The sequence below is a fragment of the Micromonospora sp. HUAS YX12 genome, from assembly GCF_040215685.1.
GTDB lineage: Bacteria > Actinomycetota > Actinomycetes > Mycobacteriales > Micromonosporaceae > Micromonospora > Micromonospora tulbaghiae.
The window spans coordinates 3,839,675-3,856,323 of sequence record NZ_CP157974.1 but is presented as its reverse complement, the minus strand read 5'-3'; the positions used below and the strand labels follow the sequence as shown (position 1 = coordinate 3,856,323).

The window sequence follows — 16,649 nt, the reverse complement described above, 5'->3', positions numbered from 1 at the left end:
CAAGCATTGGTGTGCCGCTGGTGGAACGGGAAGTCGGGTCGGATGGCCCGACGGGACATCTGCCTGCTGTCCGACGGTCGGCTCTGGCGGGTGCGTGACCGCCTCGGCGATGACGGAGGGCAGGAAGTCTCCTACGACTTCACCCAGCAGCGATCCGCGCAACAGATGGTCGACCGGATGATCAAGACCTCAGCCGGTAGCTGGCGTGATCTCACTGAGAGGGTCCGGCAGGAGTCCAGCCGCCGCAGTGAGTAGCTTGGCCCGGCGCAGCCGACGCCTGGCGGCAGCAGCTCAACGGGCAGGCATTTCCCCGGACGCGCACACCACAAAACGGCGACAGGTCCGCCGCCGACCTCAGAGTGCAAAACGGTCCGAGCATGCGCATCGACGGTACGGGCTACGCGGCGTCACCGACGGCAAGTACCGCGACAACGACTCCCACTCGACGTCAGACAACACGTAGCGACGACCCACGCGCTACATCATCCGACACCAAGATCCTTTGAAGACATTGGGCGGGGCATCTGGAGCCTCTGCGCGGCCCGATGAGCGGGTAGTGTCGGGGGCCTAGCCAGGTTGAGTGACGCAGGCCTGGCACATCACCATCCGCTGGGACTGGGCCGAGGACAGCCCGGCCGGCGTGACTGTCGTCGACCGCGTTGTCGACAACCCGGCCGACCTGGGCCGCCTGGTCAACGCCGCCCGCGCCGACCCGCACGTGGTCGCCTTCTCCTATCGCCAGGTCCGCGAGCTGACCGGCGACGAGCCGCAGCACTGCCGCGCCGGCCACGCCGCCGGCGGATCCGCCACCCGGCCGGTCCGCGACTGGTGGCCCTGCTCCTGCGGCGGGCACCTGGTGCTGCGCTGCCGCCGCTGCCCCGACGTGCTCGCGGACCCGCCCGTCGGCGCAGACTGCGACACGAAGGGGCGGGCCACGTCTCCGTGACCCGCCCCGGTTGGTCCGCTAAGCGGACTAGCCTCGCGTCGCTGGTCCGCTCAGCGGACTAGCCGCGGTCGGCCGTCGCCGCCGCCGAGGTGCCCGACGATCCCGCCGCCGCGCTTGTGCTGCTCGACGATCGCGCACTCCATGCACAGCACCAGCGTGGCCCGCGGCGCGCGGCCGGCCGCCTCCCGCTGCCTCGGCCCGATCCACACGTCCGTCGAGCAGTCCGCGCACTTCGCCAGGCTGTGGTCGACGGTAGGCGTGAACGGCGGGACGCCCATTCCCTCCAGCAGCTCGTTGATGTTCATCGGCGGGCACGCCAGCATGATCCGCTTCTCTCGCTCCAACGTGAACCCTCCTTACATCTCCGCGGTGGCCGTCGCCACGATCGTGCCGTCCTTGTCGATCCGCAGGCCCGGGCCGGCCACCGTGCCGCCCGCCCGCCGCACCGCGTCGACCCGCTCGAACACCTGCTTGCCGAAGCCCAGCCGGTCCAGCGACGGCACCACCACCACGTCGGCCTTGCCCTCGTCGACGTCGGCCACGGCCTCCCGCCAGCCGCGGGTGCCGACGTGCTCGCCGACCACCTCGTAGCCCTGCTCCCCGCAGTACCGCTGCGCCCGCTTCGTCAGCTCCTCCAGCGTGGCCCGGCCGCGCACCGCCCGCGAGAACAGCACCGCCCGCTTCCGCAGCCACCGCCGCGCCTCCCGGTCCCACCGCGCGTGCTCGTACAGCCGCGACAGGTCCGGCCCGGAGCCGTGCACGTCGGGGGTGCAGCGCACGAACTTCCGCGCCTCGGTGTCCCAGCGCACGTGCCAGCCGAACGCGCGGGCCTCCGCGTGCGCCGGCCACCAGCCCGTCCAGTCCGCGCGGCCGCAGTCGTGGCCCGCGGTGTCCGGCTGGGCCCGGCACCACATGCGCTTGCGGCCGGTGGCCAGGCACTCGGCCACGTCGCAGTCGTCGCGGTGCGCCTCGCCGATCGCCGCCTGGCAGGCCGGGCAGGTGCCGCGCGGCAGCTCCTCCATGCTGTCGGTCGGGCCGGCGCCGGAGGCGCGCACCAGGTCGGTACGCGCCTCCGGCTGACCCGCTGGGGTCACGCTCACTCGCTGTCCTTCGCGTCAGGCTCGGCCGCGTCCAGGTCGGCCTCCGGGCACGGGTCCGGCTCGGCGTCGGCCTCGGCGGCCTCGGGCTCCTCGGCCTCAGCGTCCGGCTCGGCCGCCGGCTCGACGTCGCCCTCGGGCAGGTGCACGTCCTCGGTCGGCCGCACGCCCTCGGCGTCCTCGACGTAGCCCTCGGCCTCGTCGTACTCCAGCGCCTGCTCGGCCTCTTCCTCCTCCATCGCCCGGCGCCGCTCTTCCTCCTCCTCGACCAGCTCGGCGCGCCAGGTCTGCTCGGCCTCCGACAGCTCGTAGCCCTCGGCCACCAGGCGGTCCAGCCACGGCAGCACCAGGTGCTCCCGGTTGGAGTACCGCCCGGCCGCCACGGTCGCCGTGTTGCCCTCGTGCGCGGCGACGAACCGGGCGACCAGCAGCCGGTTCAGCCGGTCGATGCCGGCCGTCTGCCCGTCGCGCGGGTCACCGCCGGCCAGGGCGGCGACCAGCTCGTCCTCGCACCGGTCGAAGAAGCCGGGCATCACCACGGCGGCGCGCATCGCGTCGACCAGCAGCGCCTTCGCCGCCTTCGCGCTGCCCCACCGCTCGACGAGGAACCGCCGCCGCACCTCACCGGCGTCCAGCAGCTTCTGCCGCCGCTCCTCGGCCTCCCGCTTCGCCAGCTCCTCGGCGACCTTCTGCGCGGGGCTCTTGTACTGCGTCCACTTCGTGCGCTTGTACCCGTGGGCCTCGGGGTCCTCGCACACGATGACGGCCCGCATGTTCCCGTACGAGCCCTCGATGATCGCGCCGAAGCCCTCGACCGTCTTCAACGCCTCCACGTCGAGCGGCTGGTCGTCGGCGTCGGCCAGCTCCTCGACCTTCGCCATCTGGCAGTTCCACGGCCAGTCCTTCGGCTTCTTCAACACCCGGACGCCGGCCGCCGTCAGCTCCTCGGTCAGCGTCTCGGTGGCGCTCTTGTCGTCGCGCTTGCGCTTCTCCTCCTGGACCCGGTGGCGCACACCCCAGCCGGACTCGACGCCCTTGAGGATCCGCTCCATCGCCTTCGGGTCGTCCTCGAACTGCTCCAGCGAGGCGACGTCCTCCAGCGTCAGCTTGCCCGCGTCGGCCGCCTCGGTGGCCACGTCGCCGAGCGTCTTCAACTTCAACGCCGACTTGACGTGCACCTGCGTCCGGCCGGTGCGCCGCGCGATCTCGGCGACGTCCAGGCCGAACAGCTCCAGCTGCGCGTACCCGTTCGCCCGCTCGCTCTCGGTCAGGTCGGCGCGCTGGTCGTTCTCGATCAGCATGGCCACGACCTGGGCGGGGGCCAGCCCCTCCATGTCGGGCCGCACCAGGCACGGCACGGTCTGCGGCGTGCCGTCCGGCCACTCGCCGGCCTCGATCGCCTCGGCGGCCGCCGCCGCGCGCCGGTGCCCGGCGACGATCCGCATTCCGCCGTCCTCGGGGACGACGGTCAGCGCCTGCAGAACGCCGCTCGCGGCGATCGAGGCGCGTAGCTCGGTCAGGTCGCCGAGCTGGGTGCGCAGGTTGGTCGGGTGCGCGACCAGCTCCCGCGGGTCGAGCTGGGCGAGGTACGGCGCATTGTTCGCGGTCTTGGCCGCCGCCTTCGCCGCCGCCCTCGGGCGGCGGGTCTTCGTGGGTGCTGTCACCTCTCGGTCCTTCCTACTCCACGTGAACTCGCGTACGGTCTTGGCCGTACATATTCATTGTATAGGACAAGATCCACTACCGTCCAATCAGGAACCTCGCTGACCTGCCGATTTGCTCGGAACTGCGGGGCGGTCCACGATCGAACGCATGCCACCTCTGCGAAACCGAAGGCTCGAACAGCTCCTCGGCGGGCCGATCGACGAAACCCTGACCTACGCCCAGGTCAAGGGGCTCATCCCGAACACCACGGAAGGCCCCGACCTGGACTTCAAGCGCGACACGTACGGCCGAAACGACCCGGAGCGGAAGAAGCTGTGCGGCGACGTCGGCGCGCTCGCCAACGCCAACGGCGGCCTCCTCATCCTCGGCATGGAAGAGGACGACCAGGGCCGCGCCAAGAAGGACTTCGGCGTCGACATCAGCGACGGCGAGCGCATCCGGCTCCGGCAGACCGTCATCACCAACGTGCAGCCGCCGCCGACCTTCGAGATCATCCCGGTCGAGGACCCCGACCGGGATGGCACCGGCTTCCTCGTCATCTCGGTCGCTCGGACGGCGACAGCCCCGCACGCCTATATCCAGAACAAGGCGCTGCTCTACCCGAAGCGGATCGGCACCGAGACCGCCTGGTTGTCCGAGGCAGAGGTGGCCGAGGCATACCGGGCGCGGTTCGCCGGATTCAAGGACCGCATCGATGAGGCCGCCCGCATCGAAGTCGACCTCCTCCGACGTCTCGCGAGCGACGAGATGTTCCTGGTCGTCACCCTGGTCCCAGACCTGCCAGGCCGCTTCACCGTCGACAGCGCCGCGCTGAGCGCCTTTCAGCTGAGCAATGCCGGACAGCCGCCAGCCGCATTCGGGATGCCGGTACGTAGCTTCGTGCGGTCCACCGTGCGGCATCGCCGCCTGGTCGGTGCCGCCACCTATGAAGCAAACAAGCCGTACTCGCGTGGGGCGTGCGAGCTGCACGAGAACGGGAGTGGCGTCTTCGCTACGGCAGTCGGTGGTCCGCGGTCGGGACACCCGAACGGGCGCCAGAACCTCGTTGACGGCCCGTCGCTCACCGTCGGCATCTGCGCGGCACTGCGGTTTCTTGCCCGGCACGCATGCGACCGCGCGGCCGCCGGTGGCCTCGCGACCATCCGAGCCACCCTTTGGCCGGTCACGTCCGACTTCCCGGGCGGCCCGGTCGTCCCGGTCAAGTTGGTCTCCAGCGTTGGGGAGCCAAACGAGGAACTCGGCACCGACGCCGTGACCGAGTCGCCGGTCGCTGACATGGTCGCCGACGTCGACGATCTCTGCGACGACGGTCCGGCGCTGGTCGCGGCGACGTACCGGCTCGCCAGCGAGCTGTTCCAGGCGTTCGGTGCCCCCGAGGTGCCTGCAATCACGCCGGACGGAGCCGTCCGCCTCGACTTCTGGTATCAGCACCAGCGGGCCCATATCGTCGAGTGGACCAAAGAGGCCGGCGTCGAGCTGCGCACGCGGGAGCTGAGCTGATCTCCACCTCATCTCGGGCCCGCATTCGGTCGGAGTCGTTGGCTGAGAGGTGACGCCACCACCGCCCGCCGGGACTCCTTCGACCGCAGGTACGTCACCCCGTGCACCAGGGCGTCCAGCCGGTCCGGGGAGTCCCCCGACTCCGGCGTCCACGTCGTCAGCTGGTCCTCCAGCGCCGGGAACGTGCCGACGTGGTGCACCCGGGGCGGGTCGACCTCGTACCGGGCGGCGACCGGCTCGGCGCGCACCCGCTTCGACTGGCGGGCCTGCACCACATCGATCGGCGGGTCACCGCCGCCGATCAGGCCCTCCTTCTGCATGGCCGCCCAGGCGTCGACGAGGATGTCCCGCAGCCACGCCGAGGAGCCCTCGTACACCACCACGTCCGCGTCGACGTCCAGGTAGCACTGCCAGATCCGGCGGGCCGCCGCCATGCCGGCGATCTTCATGCTCCGGTCCGCCAGCACGTAGTGCTCGCCGTCCTCGCCCCGGCCGACCGCGACGATGCCCGTCTCGTCGCTCGTCTCCGACACCGTGTCCGCCGGGTCGACGCTGACCACCGTGCGCATCAGCGGCGGCACGTCCTCCTTGTCGACCCGGCCGGCCTCGATCCACGCCGACTTCCACAGCGCGCCGTCGACGTCGGACAGCAGCTCGGCGTCCAGCTCCTGCCGGCCCAGCCGGGTGCCGCCGTACTGCTCCAGCAGCTCCTCCAGCGCCTCCGCGCTGAGGTTCGCCGCGTTGTCCAGCGTCCGCCCACGGGTGATCACCACCCGGGGCCGGCGGGACCGGGCCCGCTGCTTCTTCGCCCGCGCCAGCAGCTTCTTCACGTGCGGCAGCGGCTTCGGGGTCGTGCTGACCACCATGCGCGGGTCGGGCGCCTCACGCATGCAGAACCACAGCATGTCGAACACGCCCTGCGCCGTCTGCAACGGCCAGGCCGCGTACTCGTCGAGCCAGCAGCCGTCGAAGTCGTAGCCGCGCAGCGTGTCCGGGTCCTGCGCGCCGAACCCGCGGATGATCGCCCCGTTGGTCAGCTCCAGGTACGGCTCGCTCTTGTTGAACGTCCGCACCTCCTTCGGCGGGATCACCGCCAGCAGGCCGGCACGCCGCGCCGTGAAGCAGACGTTGAACACCTCGCGGTGCGTCTTCGCGATCACCGCGTAGTGCCCGCCCGGCCGGGCGCCCGCCCAGCCGCGCACCGTCTCCGCCCCCGTGCGGGTCTTGCCGAAGCCACGACCGGCCAGCAGCATCCAGATCCGGTAGTACGCCGGCTCCATCTGCTCGGGCCGGGCGTGCCGCCGCCAGTCGTACCGGACGAGGCCCTGGACCTCCGACACCTCGCGCAGGTACGCGGCCAGCTCGGCGTCGGTCATCAGCGCCGGGTCCGGGTACGCCAGCAGCATCGGTCAGTCCCCGGCCCGCATCTCGGCTTCGCGCTGCCGCAGGTCGACGCACGCGACCCAGGCCAGCACCAGCAGCGCCGCCAGCATCAGCGCCGGGCAGGCGACGGCGGCCGGGCCGACCCACCGCAGCCCGGCCCACGCCGCCAGCACCATCAGGGCGAACCACGCGCCGAGCAGCAGTCGCCACGTCCAGGCGCGGAACCGCAGTGCCCGCCGCTGCACCCGGGTCAGCCGCCGCGGCGGCAGCGCGAGGCGCACTGGCGGCGGCCGCTTCGCGTCCAGCTCCGCCCAGCCGCGCACCACCCCGCCCGGCTGGTACGCCGGCCGGGCGGCGACCGGCGCCCGGTGGTCGAGCAGCAGCCTGCCCGAGCGGGGGCCGCGCCTCACCGCGCGACCGCCCACGCCACGACGGTCACGCCGCCGAGGGCCGCCGCGCCCATCAGCAGCAGCCCGCCGGCCGCGCACCACGCCGCCCACCGGGGCATCCGCAGCTCCACCGCGATCCACGCGTCGCCGTCATTCCTGCTCCGTCGCCCCACCGGGCTCCTCCTCGTCCTCGTCGTCGCCGCCCGGGTCGTCCGGCTCGGCGGTCGGGTTGGTCTGGCCGGCGCGGGCGGCGGCCTCGGCCATCAGCGCGCGGAAGAAGTCGGCGCGCTGCCGCTCGCTCATCGACTCGACCTCGGCGCGGATCGGCCCGCCGTCCGGCCCGGTGTGCGCCGTCGTGGAGTCGGGCAGGCCCAGCGCCAGCCGCTCGACGCGGGTCGACACCTCCAGCCACCGGGCGATGTCGCCGGGGGTCAGCTTCGATGCGTCGAGGTTCTGCAATCGGGTGACGAGCTTCCCCTGCAGCGCCGACGCGATCCGGGCGTGCCGCCGGGCCATGTCGCGCCGCTGCTCGGCCAGGCCCTCGGCGTACAGCCGGTCCTCTTCCCGGTCCCACGCCGACGCCCGCTGCACCCACTTCCAGCGGGTCGCCAGCTTGTGGAGGTAATCCCGGCTTTTGTTGACCTGCTCGGCGACCTTCGCGACGGTGCGGGTGCGGCCCAGCTCGCGGTACAGGGCGAAGTACCCGTACGCCTTCTCGGGCTCGTTGCGCTGCCGGTCCCACGCCAGGATCTCCGGCTCGCTCATGGTCACCTCCTCGTGGTGCTGGGCGGGCGGCCCGGCGGGTGCAGCGCCGGGCCGCCCACGTCTCAGTGCCCCGGCCTGCGCCCTCCGCTCATGGGCGGCCGGGCGATCGCCGCGTTGCCGTACATCAGGGCGTCGTCCAGGCTGGTCAGCACCATCGACGTCTCGCGGCCGGACGGCAGGCTGCGCATCGCCTCGGCCATCAGCGCCTTGACCGCGGTACGCCACCGCTGGTGCCGCTCGGCCTGCTCCAGGTTCACCGGCGGGTGGTGGTCGCAGCGCCGGTCCAGCTCGTGCCGCTGGCGCTCGTCGAGGCCGGCGTACAGGTCCTCGCCGCTCTGGGCGGGTCCGGTCATCTCTTCCTCCATGGGGTCGGGCCGCGGTCGGGTACTGCGGCCGCATCTCCGGTCGGCGGGCTGCCGGCCGGGGGGCTCGGGGTGCCCGGGTCAGCCGGGCCAGTGGGCGATGCAGCCGGCCGCGAGTCCGCCGACGATCACCACCAGGTAGACCGCGAGGATCACCTTCGTGCCGCGGGGCACCTTGCCGCCGGGCACGGCTACCCGGCCAGGTAGTCGGCGGCCAGCAGCTCCAGCGCCCGCCACCGCTGGTCGGCGGGCACCTCGCCCGAGCGGACCAGCTTGTCCACGGCGCGGTGCAGCACCGCCGCCGCGTCGGCCGGCATCGAGCGCGTCTCCAGCACCGTCTCGATCGGCACCAGGCGGTGCGCGTGGCCGATCGGCTCCCCGGACTCCGGGTCGAGCCACACGCCGTCGCGCAGCTCGCCGAGGTGCCGCTCGAACACCGCCAGGATGAGGCCGAGGGCGGTGGCCACGTTGCCGACGTTGTGGGCGCCGTGGGCCGTCGCGAGCGCGTCCAGGGTGGACTCGTAGTCGCCGTACCCGGCGAGCCAGCGGGCGTCCGCCTGGGTGAGCTTGCGGGCCTCGTCGAAGCTGGCGCGGGCCGCCTCGAGTTCGTGCGGCAGGAACACCAGCTGCACGGTGGCGAAGTCCAGGTTGGCCTCGGACAGGCCCTCCAGGTCGACCTGCGCGAGCAGGTCGAGCTGCTTGTCGTCCAGGCCCGAGTAGGCCCGCCAGTCCACGTCGTCCAGCTCCTCGTACAGCTGCTTCAACGTGGCCGGGTCGTCCTCGCCGGCGATCGCGTTGTGCGACAGCTGCAACGCGACCTGTCGGGCACGCGACAGCTTCTGCTGCACCACCATCACCGTGATCTCGGTGAGGCCGGCGTCGATCGAGGCGGTGACCCGGTGGTTGCCGGACAGCACCACCTTCCGGTCGTTCTCGACGTCGTGCCACACCAGCGGCACGCTCGTCAGGCAGCCGTCCCGCTTGATGTTCGCCACCAGTCGGTCGTACTGCTCCTTGCGCATGTACCGCGCGTTGACCTCCAGCAGCGTCAGGTCCTGCGGCCGGACGGTCATCAGCCGCGGGTCCAGGGGCAGCTCGTCGACGTCGCTCACCGGCCGCCTCCCGCCCCGTACTGGATGGCGAACCCGGGGATGCCGAGGCCGAAGTCCGGGTCCGCGCTCGCCGGCCGGATCGGCGCGTGCAGCACGAACTCGTCGGGCGAGCAGGCCGGCCGGTTCGGCATCAGCCCGGCGGGCACGCCCGACCAGCGGAACCGCTCCTGGCAGCCCAGGCAGCGGATCGAGAGCTCCACGATGTACGCCACCACCGTGGGGTCGTCGTCGGAGGCGGTCAGCCGCTGCACGTCGGCGTCCAGGTGCATGTCGGGGTGCCCGCACGGCCTGTCCGGGTCGGCCGGCTCGTGCCGGAACTTCCCGTGCGTCGGGCACACGCCCGTCTCGGCGCCCTCGTCGCACTGGTAGGGCGTCATCCCGTCCCACAGCGTCTTCGGGCACCCGGTCTGCTCGGCGGCGGGCGGCTCGCCGCCGCGGTGCTTGTCGCTCATCGCTCGTCCTTCCCGTGGCGGCGCTTCCACTCCGCCAGCGCCTCTTGCAGGGTCCAGTCACCCAGCGGGCCGCCGTACTGGAGCTGGTAGCGGTGGATGCCGTCGGCGGCCGGCTCGCTGCGCTTCTGCAGCTTCACGCCGGGGATGCCCCGGCCGTACTTGGCGCTGTTCGGCCGGTCGGTGAACGCCGTGGTCGACCAGCCGGTCAGCCGCTTCGACAGGGACCGCTGCAACAGCAGCTGCGCCTCGCGGCTGGCGGCCGCCATCACGATCAGCTTCGCCAGCCGCCGGTACCGGGTCCAGGACACCGGGAAGTCGCTCATCAGGTACGCGGTGCTCGGGTCGAACTTCGGCGGCAGGTACGCGAACGCGCCGATCAGCTTCCGGTCGACGCTGACCGCGCAGGCGAGCAGCGGCGACCCGGGCAGGATCGTCTTGCTCATGAACTGGCTGCGTACCGCCGAGAACTGCCCGCCGGTCAGCACGTGGATCGCCATGCGGTCGCCCAGATCCTCGCCGGGGCCGATCTTCGGCAGCAGGATCGGCGCGACCTGCTGGGCGGGCGCGACAACCCGCCGCGCGCCCGAGCTGGCGTACACGTAGATCGGCATGCCGCGGTTGGACGTCTGGACGACGCCGCGCAGCCAGCGGCGCAGCTCGTCGCGGGCGATGTGCAGGCCGAGGATCCAGTGCGGCCGGTCGAGCACCGCCCCGATGATCTCCTCCTTGCCGTCCTCGTCGAGCAGGTCGTAGCTCGGCGCCGGCCAGTCGAAGAACTCGTCAATGCCGGCGAACTGCGCCTCGTAGTCCCCGGCGAAGAACGGCGGGAACATCGCCACCGGCGCCTCGGCGGGCACGACGTCGCGCAGGTAGTCCCGCACGTCCCCGCAGTAGTACGAGGCGAGGCGCAGCGTCAGCGCGTTCAGCTTCGCCACCGTCTTGGCGTGCATCGTCGGGAACTGCCCGACGGTCGCCCGGACCATCCGCTCGTAGTAGACGCCCTGGCGGCCGACGTACTGGAGGAACCGGGTGCCGAGCATCAGCGTCGCCAGGGTGTCCGTCGACGTGGCCAGGTACGGCTCCAGCCAGGCCAGCTCCTCGGCGTGCTCGTCCTTCAGCCGGTAGTCCAGCTCCCGGCCGGCCAGCCACCAGCCGAGCGCGGAGCTGTACGCCTGCACGTCGTTGCCGTGAATCGCGCGCCGCTCGCCGGGCCGGCTGTGCAGCGTCCGCTCGATCGTGAAGTTCCCCGAGCAGCCGACGTACAGGTCGGTGTCCGGCCAGGACTCCGCGTGCTCGTAGATGATCGAGCGCAGGTCCGCCGGGATGCTGCCGTGGAACACGCCGCTCACCACCTTCCCCCGTGGCCGGGCGTCGAGCGCCGGCCAGGACTCGAACCTGGGCCTCCACCGTGGAACGGCGGCGTGCCAGCCATCAGCACTTCCAGCGCACCGCGTGCCATGCACGCGCAGTGCCAGATCGTAGCCGTACACCCGTCGACCCGCGAGAGGCGCGGGCGTCTTTCGACCTCGCCGTGGCTTGGCGTAGCCCACCGTAGACCTATCGGGCCGCAATGGTCTACAGTGGCCCCACAGCCAGCGCCGGGGGGCAGGAGGAGGACGAGGTGGCCAGGGACTACACCTACGCCGAGGCCGCGGCGAAGCTTCGCATCGCGGAAACCACCCTCCGGCGCTGGGTGTCAAAGGGCCGCGTCCCGTGCCACCGGCTCGGACGCAAGGTCCGCTTTACGGACGCGGACCTGGAAGCCGCCTACCAGGCGTGCCCGGCGCTGGCCGGGCGCCGATGAGGTGGGGCACATTCCCTAGACCGTCCTAGGAGGATGCGCACCAGCGGTCGGTACGCTCACTCCCACTGGCACGCCGGCCGATCTTCTCCACGTCATCGGCAACGGCAACGGCAACTGATGCCGTGCTCCCTCACCCTGAACCACAAGCCTGCCGGATGTGCGGCACGCAGATGTCGGCGCCTCGTGAGAGCATGCCGGGGTGCGCTACCGGTACGAGGACCTCGGCGACCGTGAGTTCCAGCAACTCATTCAGGCGCTGCTGGCTCACTCGCTGGGGTCGACCCTGCAGGCGATGCCCATCGGCAAGGCTGACGGCGGGCGAGATGCCCTGCACGGTACTAGCGTCTACCAGGTCAAGTTCACCATCGCCCCGCACAAGGTCAAAGACCCAGTCACCTGGCTGATCGATGCACTCGACGGCGAAACAGAGAAAATCATCGCCCTCGTGGAGCGGGGCGCAAGGACCTACTACCTGATCACCAACATCGAGGGCACAGGGAACCTCGACACCGGCACCATCGATCGGCTGAGCCAAGCCTTGGCGGAACGGTCGAAGGCGTGGTCGATCGAGATCCTGCCATGGTGGCGGGAAACCATTGATGCTCAGGTGAGCGCGGCTCCCAACCATCTTCTTCGCCCGTTCATCCGGATTCTTCCACCCGACCAGATCCTGGCGCTGACGAAGCTCGACGGATCCCCGGACGCTCGCCGCCGGGACCGGATCCTCCTCGCCTACCTGCGCGACCGGTACGCCTTCGATGACCCGATTCGGTTCGGCGAAGTGGACCTGATCGGCCCGACAGTCGACAAGCTATTCGTCGACGTACCCGTGGCAAGCCGGGAAGCCGGCAGCGCCCCATATCGGCTGATGGAACAGCTGGGTGCCGCCGATGTCGAAGAGGTGGGTCGTAAGGCCGGCCGCGGGCCTGGCCAATGGCAGACCGGGGCCTCCTTCCTGCTGCTACACCCTGCGTGGCGCGGCAACGCCTTGATCGTCGGTGGCCCCGGACAGGGCAAGACGACCCTGTTGCAATTCGTCTGCCAGGTCTATCGGTCCCTGCATCTCGACGACGGCAGGTACCTCAGGTCCGCCAAGGGCATTCAGCCGCACGTGGTCCGGGTTCCGTTTCGAGTAGAGCTGCGCGAGTACGGCGAGTGGCTGACCAAGGTGGCGAAGCGGCGGAAGAAGGACCCTGCCGCCAGCGAAGCCTTGGAGGAGTACCTCGCCTGGCACGTCGGCGAACATAGCGGCCGCCGGTTCACCACCGACGACCTCGCCGAGCTGTTAGCCGAGCATCCAGTCCTACTAGCTCTCGATGGGCTGGACGAGGTCGCTGACCTCAAGACACGCGAGCGGGTCGCCGAGCAGATCGGACGCACCGCGACACGGCTCGCCGGGCCAGACTTTGACGTCGTCATCGTTGTCACCACCCGGCCGGGTGCTAGCGGCGCCCCAGAGCAACTAGGCCCACGGTTTCCACACCTGCTTATGCAGCGACTCACCAAGCGGCTGCAACTTGCCTACCTACGCCACTGGGCGGAGCAGAGCGAGCTAGATACCGCCGCGACCGACGCGCTACGGAGCCAGTTCATCGCCAACCTGCACCTGCCGCACGTGGCAGAGCTGGCGTCCAGCCCGATGCAGATGGCGATCCTGCTGCACCTGCTGCAGCGCCGCCGGATTCTTCCAGAACAGCGCACCGAGCTGTACGCCGATTACGTCAAGGTGTTCTTCGATCGGGAAAGCCCCAAAGAACCGATCGTGGACGCGCACCGCAAGCTGGTGCTGGCCCTGCACCGGTTCCTCGCCTGGCATTTGCAGTCCGCAGCCGAGCGCGGTGCGAGTAGCGGCGGCATCCCCCTTGCCGATCTCAGGAGGCTAATCGGCGAGTTCCTGACCGAGTACGACGAAACTAGCCCAGACCTAGCGGCCCTGTTCACCTCGGTGACCTCTCGCGTGGTGTGCCTGGTGCAGCGAGCATCCGGCGTCATCGAGTTCGAGGTGCAGCCACTACGGGAGTACTTTGCCGCCAGCTACCTTGCAGAGCGGGCGCAACCACGTGGAAGAGGGACGAAAGATGCTCGCCTCAGCGAGCTGATCAAGCGGCCCTACTGGTCTAACGTCCTGCGGTTCTTCGTTGGCATGTGGAGCGAGGCAGAGCTCAAGGGCTTGCCAACGATAGTCCGGGAGGTACGCGCGGAGACACCGTTCGACGTACTGCCGCTCACCGGTGCAGTCCTGTTGCAGCTGTTGCGTGATCAGGTCTACCAAGGCCTGACGACCGTCGCGGTGCGGGGCGCGGTCGAGGCCGCCCTTGAGGGCCCGCAATGTCTCCTCGCCACCGACGGCCTGATCGACGACACCGGTGAACCGGTACGTCTCTCTCAGGGCCCTGCCTCGCAAGTGGTCGCTTATACCCGCGCACGTCTGCTCAAAGAGCGCGTCCCGGCGCTCCGCGATGCCCTGGCCATCCTGCTGCGCACCCACGACACACTCGATGCTGCTCGCCAGTGGTGGTGGAGCGCGGAGGTGCGGCAGCCCACCATGGCATGGCTTAGAACTGCGGCCCACCTCGGCGCCCTGAGCCAGCTCACCACAGCAGAGGCCGAGCATGTCATCGCCTGTGCCGAGCAAGAGCAGGGCTCCGGGCTGCGCGCGGTGGTGCTCCCGCTGCTGATTGCCGCCAACAGCGACATCAGCTCGGGTCCGCTGATACGCCTGTGTCTCGACGACCTGGCCGACCGCTACCAGTTCGATTCGGCACGCTCCCGCAACGACCAGCCGGAGCGGCCACTGTCCGAGCTGGTGCGCCACGCCCACCCCGAGCACTTCTATGACCACCGACGTGCCGGTCTACGCCCCGGTGCCGCCAGAGGCGCCACGGCCCGACAACAGCGCCATCGCCCGATCGCTGGGCCGACGAACTGTGCAGACATCGTTGCGGGCCTCGCCGCGGCTAACCAGAACGGGGACTGGCGCGCCGAGGACTCGTGGCGGCAGCTATTTCAGGTTCTCACTGCCGCGTTCGGTGACAGCTGGCTGCTGCGCGAGGCCATTATCGCCACGCCGGACAGCATCAGCTTCCTTCCGAGCAAACCACAGATAGGGGCAGGGGCGACCGTCAACGGTGTCGCAGCCTGGCTACGACAGGCAGGTCATCACAATGCCGATGTCGGCTGGTGGACTCGCCAGCGTCCGCCAGCCACCGACCCCCTCGCCGCCCGAACCTGGCTCTGCACTCTGACGTTGCGCGCGAAGGCTCCGGTGGTCGCCGCCTGCATCCCTACCGCCGACGAACTCCTTTCAGCAATGTCGCCGGACCACACCGCAAGCGTCCTCGCGACCGTGCACCGATTCTGCTCGCAGACCGCGCCACGACGACTTGACCTCTACGCGCAGCTTCACAGCCGCAGCGTCCGACCAAGCCCCATTGCCGCCCTGCTGCTTTACGAGGTCGCGTTCGACACCACACGACCCGAGCTCGCCCGCATCGTTCTGGATGATCTACCCGCAGTGCTCAGGCTGCGCGAGGACGTAACACGACTAGCGCTCGAACTCATGGGCGAGCACCAAAGCCGGCCGCCGAAGCAGAGCGTGTTCGCCGGCACGCGACCCTTCATCCCACCAGGCACGCTGTACCCCAGCCACAGGCTCGGCACCGTGACCGGGGGGTTCGCCCGCAGGGTCCTGGCCAGTCCCGAGCAGTGGCCGGTTGACATCGTCGGGGGGGCCGCGCGAATACTGGCTTCGGCGCTATCCTCTCAGCCGCCGCTTGCCGAGATCGCGGCCGCCGACGGTTGGTTCGACGCCGACTGACCCTGCCGCCCCGCTACCCTGCCGATGCCAGGGGCTTTATGGCGTCAACTCCCAGAAAATCGGCGACGATCTGCCGGACCGGTTCGTGGTGCCGGCGCGTAGCGTGCACGTAGACGTTCATCGTCGTCGTCACGCTGGCATGCCCGGCCATCGTCCGCAGCGCCGCCAAGTCGACGCCCTCCGTCGCCAGCAGGGTCAGCAGCGAGTGCCGCAGCCCATGCATTGTCATCCGGCGCGGCAGGCCCTTCTCGCGGGCCAGGTCGCGGATCTTCACCCACCGGTCCGTGTAGAAGTCCTCGTACCGCCAGTGGTTGCCGCGCGGCGCCACAAACACGAACTGCCGCCCCGCCTCCCTGCTGGCCGCTGCAACCCGGTCAGCGACCATCCGCATCACCGACGCCGGCAGCGGCACCTCCCGGTAGCCTGCTTCGTCTTCGGCTTGGGCTCGACCACCCACCGCCGGTTCACCTTCCGCAACACCTGCACGATGGACACCGTCCCCCGCGCGACGTTCACCGCCCGGGGCGGCAGCGCAGACACCTCACCCCAGCGCAGCCCCGTCGACAGCTTGCACAGCAGCAAGTCCGCAGCCTCCGGGTCGACCTGGTACGCCGCCTCGAGGAACAGCCGGGCCTCGTCCGGGCTCTCCAGGATGTCCCGCTCGGCGCGCGGGCCCTCGGGCAGCGGCAGCCCGTCCATCGGGTTCGACGTCCGCACGGCGGGCTCGCCGTCCTCGCCGGGCCGGCACGCCGCCTTGAAGATCGGCACCACGCTCTCACCCCGGATGTTGGCGATCGTCTTCGCCGACAGGCCGGCGTCGCGCAGGCCCTGCTGCCACTCGCGCATCTCCCGCCGGGTGATCTCGGCGATCGGCCGGTCACCGAGCCGCGGGAAGACGTGCTTCTCCAGCCGCTCCCGGTACTTGCGCACCGTCTCCGGGTGCGGCTTCACCAGCTGGCGCAGCCACTCCTCGGCGTACGCCCGGAACGTCAGCTGCCCCTCGGCCGGCTCCGGCGTCAGGACCACACCCGCCGGCACGAGCTGGGCGAAGCCGCGCTCGGCCAGCTGCTCCGGCGTCGGCATCCGCTCGCCGGCCGCCTCGACCAGCGTCTTGAACCGCCTCGCATCCGTCTGGTAGTCGAACGTGCGGCTGCTCCAGGGGTTCTCGCGGCGGCCGCCGTCCCGCCACTTCACCCGCCACCGGCTGCTCTTGCCGTCCTTCGTCGTCCTCTTCTCGACTGACGCCACCGTTCCTCCACGTGAACGTAGGCGGCCTCGACCCGGTGTCCTGCGGGCTCCGCCGCCGACGCACCTATATGCGCAACAGTGGGACGGTAACCGTCGTGCTCGCCGAGCA

Annotated in this window: 17 protein-coding genes and 1 tRNA gene; 4 read left to right on the top strand and 14 right to left on the bottom strand. The window is 70.7% G+C overall.

Annotated features, from left to right (window positions below; genetic code table 11):
- The first annotated feature begins 580 nt into the window (after positions 1-580).
- The gene (locus tag ABIH81_RS18625; protein ID WP_349876157.1) at positions 581-946 is read left to right on the top strand and encodes a hypothetical protein; all 366 of its coding nucleotides are present in this window, start codon (positions 581-583) and stop codon (positions 944-946) included.
- A gap of 50 nt (positions 947-996) precedes the next feature.
- Here ABIH81_RS18625 and ABIH81_RS18620 read toward each other — a convergent pair whose 3' ends face one another.
- Genes ABIH81_RS18620 through ABIH81_RS18610 form a run of 3 tightly spaced genes read right to left on the bottom strand, consistent with a single transcriptional unit; the run spans position 997 to position 3,707 of the window.
- Positions 997-1,290: a hypothetical protein gene (locus tag ABIH81_RS18620; RefSeq protein WP_349876156.1), complete on the bottom strand. Its 294-nt coding sequence runs from the start codon at positions 1,288-1,290 to the stop codon at positions 997-999.
- 12 nt (positions 1,291-1,302) lie between these two features.
- Positions 1,303-2,046, bottom strand: coding sequence for a recombinase family protein (locus ABIH81_RS18615; RefSeq protein ID WP_349876155.1), 744 nt, complete (start codon positions 2,044-2,046; stop codon positions 1,303-1,305).
- Positions 2,043-3,707, bottom strand: coding sequence for a ParB N-terminal domain-containing protein (locus ABIH81_RS18610; protein ID WP_349876154.1), 1,665 nt, complete (start codon positions 3,705-3,707; stop codon positions 2,043-2,045). The genes ABIH81_RS18615 and ABIH81_RS18610 overlap by 4 nt, the downstream gene beginning before the upstream one ends.
- 148 nt (positions 3,708-3,855) lie before the next feature.
- On the opposite strand from ABIH81_RS18610, the gene ABIH81_RS18605 reads away from it, so the two are divergent.
- Positions 3,856-5,208 (top strand): ATP-binding protein, encoded by a 1,353-nt coding sequence (locus tag ABIH81_RS18605; protein ID WP_349876153.1) that lies wholly within the window; start codon positions 3,856-3,858, stop codon positions 5,206-5,208.
- A gap of 8 nt (positions 5,209-5,216) precedes the next feature.
- On the opposite strand, the gene ABIH81_RS18600 is transcribed toward ABIH81_RS18605, so the two are convergent.
- The 9 genes from ABIH81_RS18600 to ABIH81_RS18560 all read right to left on the bottom strand — a co-directional run bounded on the left by ABIH81_RS18600 (position 5,217) and on the right by ABIH81_RS18560 (position 11,118).
- A complete protein-coding gene (locus ABIH81_RS18600; protein ID WP_349876152.1) occupies positions 5,217-6,614 on the bottom strand; it encodes a terminase family protein in 1,398 nt (465 codons plus the stop codon).
- 3 nt (positions 6,615-6,617) lie between these two features.
- Positions 6,618-7,001 carry a hypothetical protein gene (locus ABIH81_RS18595; RefSeq protein WP_349876151.1) on the bottom strand — a complete coding sequence of 128 codons (384 nt, stop codon included), beginning with the start codon at positions 6,999-7,001 and terminating at the stop codon, positions 6,618-6,620.
- Positions 6,998-7,153, bottom strand: a complete 156-nt coding sequence (locus tag ABIH81_RS18590; RefSeq protein ID WP_349876150.1) for a hypothetical protein — start codon at positions 7,151-7,153, stop codon at positions 6,998-7,000. The genes ABIH81_RS18595 and ABIH81_RS18590 overlap by 4 nt, the downstream gene beginning before the upstream one ends.
- Positions 7,131-7,745, bottom strand: a complete 615-nt coding sequence (locus tag ABIH81_RS18585) for a hypothetical protein (RefSeq protein WP_349876149.1) — start codon at positions 7,743-7,745, stop codon at positions 7,131-7,133. The genes ABIH81_RS18590 and ABIH81_RS18585 overlap by 23 nt, the downstream gene beginning before the upstream one ends.
- A gap of 62 nt (positions 7,746-7,807) precedes the next feature.
- The gene (locus ABIH81_RS18580) at positions 7,808-8,098 is read right to left on the bottom strand and encodes a hypothetical protein (RefSeq protein WP_349876148.1); all 291 of its coding nucleotides are present in this window, start codon (positions 8,096-8,098) and stop codon (positions 7,808-7,810) included.
- A 200-nt stretch (positions 8,099-8,298) separates the two neighbouring features.
- Positions 8,299-9,219, bottom strand: coding sequence for a ParB N-terminal domain-containing protein (locus tag ABIH81_RS18575; RefSeq protein ID WP_349876147.1), 921 nt, complete (start codon positions 9,217-9,219; stop codon positions 8,299-8,301).
- Entirely contained in the window at positions 9,216-9,671 is a 456-nt protein-coding gene (locus tag ABIH81_RS18570) for a hypothetical protein (RefSeq protein ID WP_349876146.1), read from the bottom strand. The genes ABIH81_RS18575 and ABIH81_RS18570 overlap by 4 nt, the downstream gene beginning before the upstream one ends.
- Positions 9,668-11,020: a hypothetical protein gene (locus tag ABIH81_RS18565; RefSeq protein ID WP_349876145.1), complete on the bottom strand. Its 1,353-nt coding sequence runs from the start codon at positions 11,018-11,020 to the stop codon at positions 9,668-9,670. The genes ABIH81_RS18570 and ABIH81_RS18565 overlap by 4 nt, the downstream gene beginning before the upstream one ends.
- A gap of 25 nt (positions 11,021-11,045) precedes the next feature.
- A tRNA-Gly gene (locus tag ABIH81_RS18560) sits at positions 11,046-11,118 on the bottom strand.
- A gap of 174 nt (positions 11,119-11,292) precedes the next feature.
- Between ABIH81_RS18560 and ABIH81_RS18555 the strand changes: the two genes are divergently transcribed.
- Together ABIH81_RS18555 and ABIH81_RS18550 are read left to right on the top strand one after the other, a co-directional pair.
- Positions 11,293-11,475, top strand: a complete 183-nt coding sequence (locus tag ABIH81_RS18555) for a helix-turn-helix domain-containing protein (RefSeq protein WP_349876144.1) — start codon at positions 11,293-11,295, stop codon at positions 11,473-11,475.
- Between the two features lie 199 nt (positions 11,476-11,674).
- Entirely contained in the window at positions 11,675-15,292 is a 3,618-nt protein-coding gene (locus ABIH81_RS18550) for a hypothetical protein (RefSeq protein WP_349876143.1), read from the top strand.
- Between the two features lie 13 nt (positions 15,293-15,305).
- On the opposite strand, the gene ABIH81_RS18545 is transcribed toward ABIH81_RS18550, so the two are convergent.
- Both ABIH81_RS18545 and ABIH81_RS18540 read right to left on the bottom strand, forming a co-directional pair.
- Positions 15,306-15,704 carry a tyrosine-type recombinase/integrase gene (locus tag ABIH81_RS18545; protein ID WP_349876142.1) on the bottom strand — a complete coding sequence of 133 codons (399 nt, stop codon included), beginning with the start codon at positions 15,702-15,704 and terminating at the stop codon, positions 15,306-15,308.
- Positions 15,683-16,540: a site-specific integrase gene (locus tag ABIH81_RS18540; protein ID WP_349876141.1), complete on the bottom strand. Its 858-nt coding sequence runs from the start codon at positions 16,538-16,540 to the stop codon at positions 15,683-15,685. The genes ABIH81_RS18545 and ABIH81_RS18540 overlap by 22 nt, the downstream gene beginning before the upstream one ends.
- Between the last annotated feature and the right edge of the window lie 109 nt (positions 16,541-16,649).

Bases quoted from the DNA above. Each gene is read 5' to 3' on its own strand.
- ABIH81_RS18605 (WP_349876153.1), top strand. From the start codon at position 3,856: ATGCCACCTCTGCGAAACCGAAGGCTCGAACAGCTCCTCGGCGGGCCG.
- ABIH81_RS18600 (WP_349876152.1), bottom strand. From the start codon at position 6,614: ATGCTGCTGGCGTACCCGGACCCGGCGCTGATGACCGACGCCGAGCTG.
- ABIH81_RS18585 (WP_349876149.1), bottom strand. From the start codon at position 7,745: ATGAGCGAGCCGGAGATCCTGGCGTGGGACCGGCAGCGCAACGAGCCC.
- ABIH81_RS18580 (WP_349876148.1), bottom strand. From the start codon at position 8,098: ATGACCGGACCCGCCCAGAGCGGCGAGGACCTGTACGCCGGCCTCGAC.
- ABIH81_RS18570 (WP_349876146.1), bottom strand. From the start codon at position 9,671: ATGAGCGACAAGCACCGCGGCGGCGAGCCGCCCGCCGCCGAGCAGACC.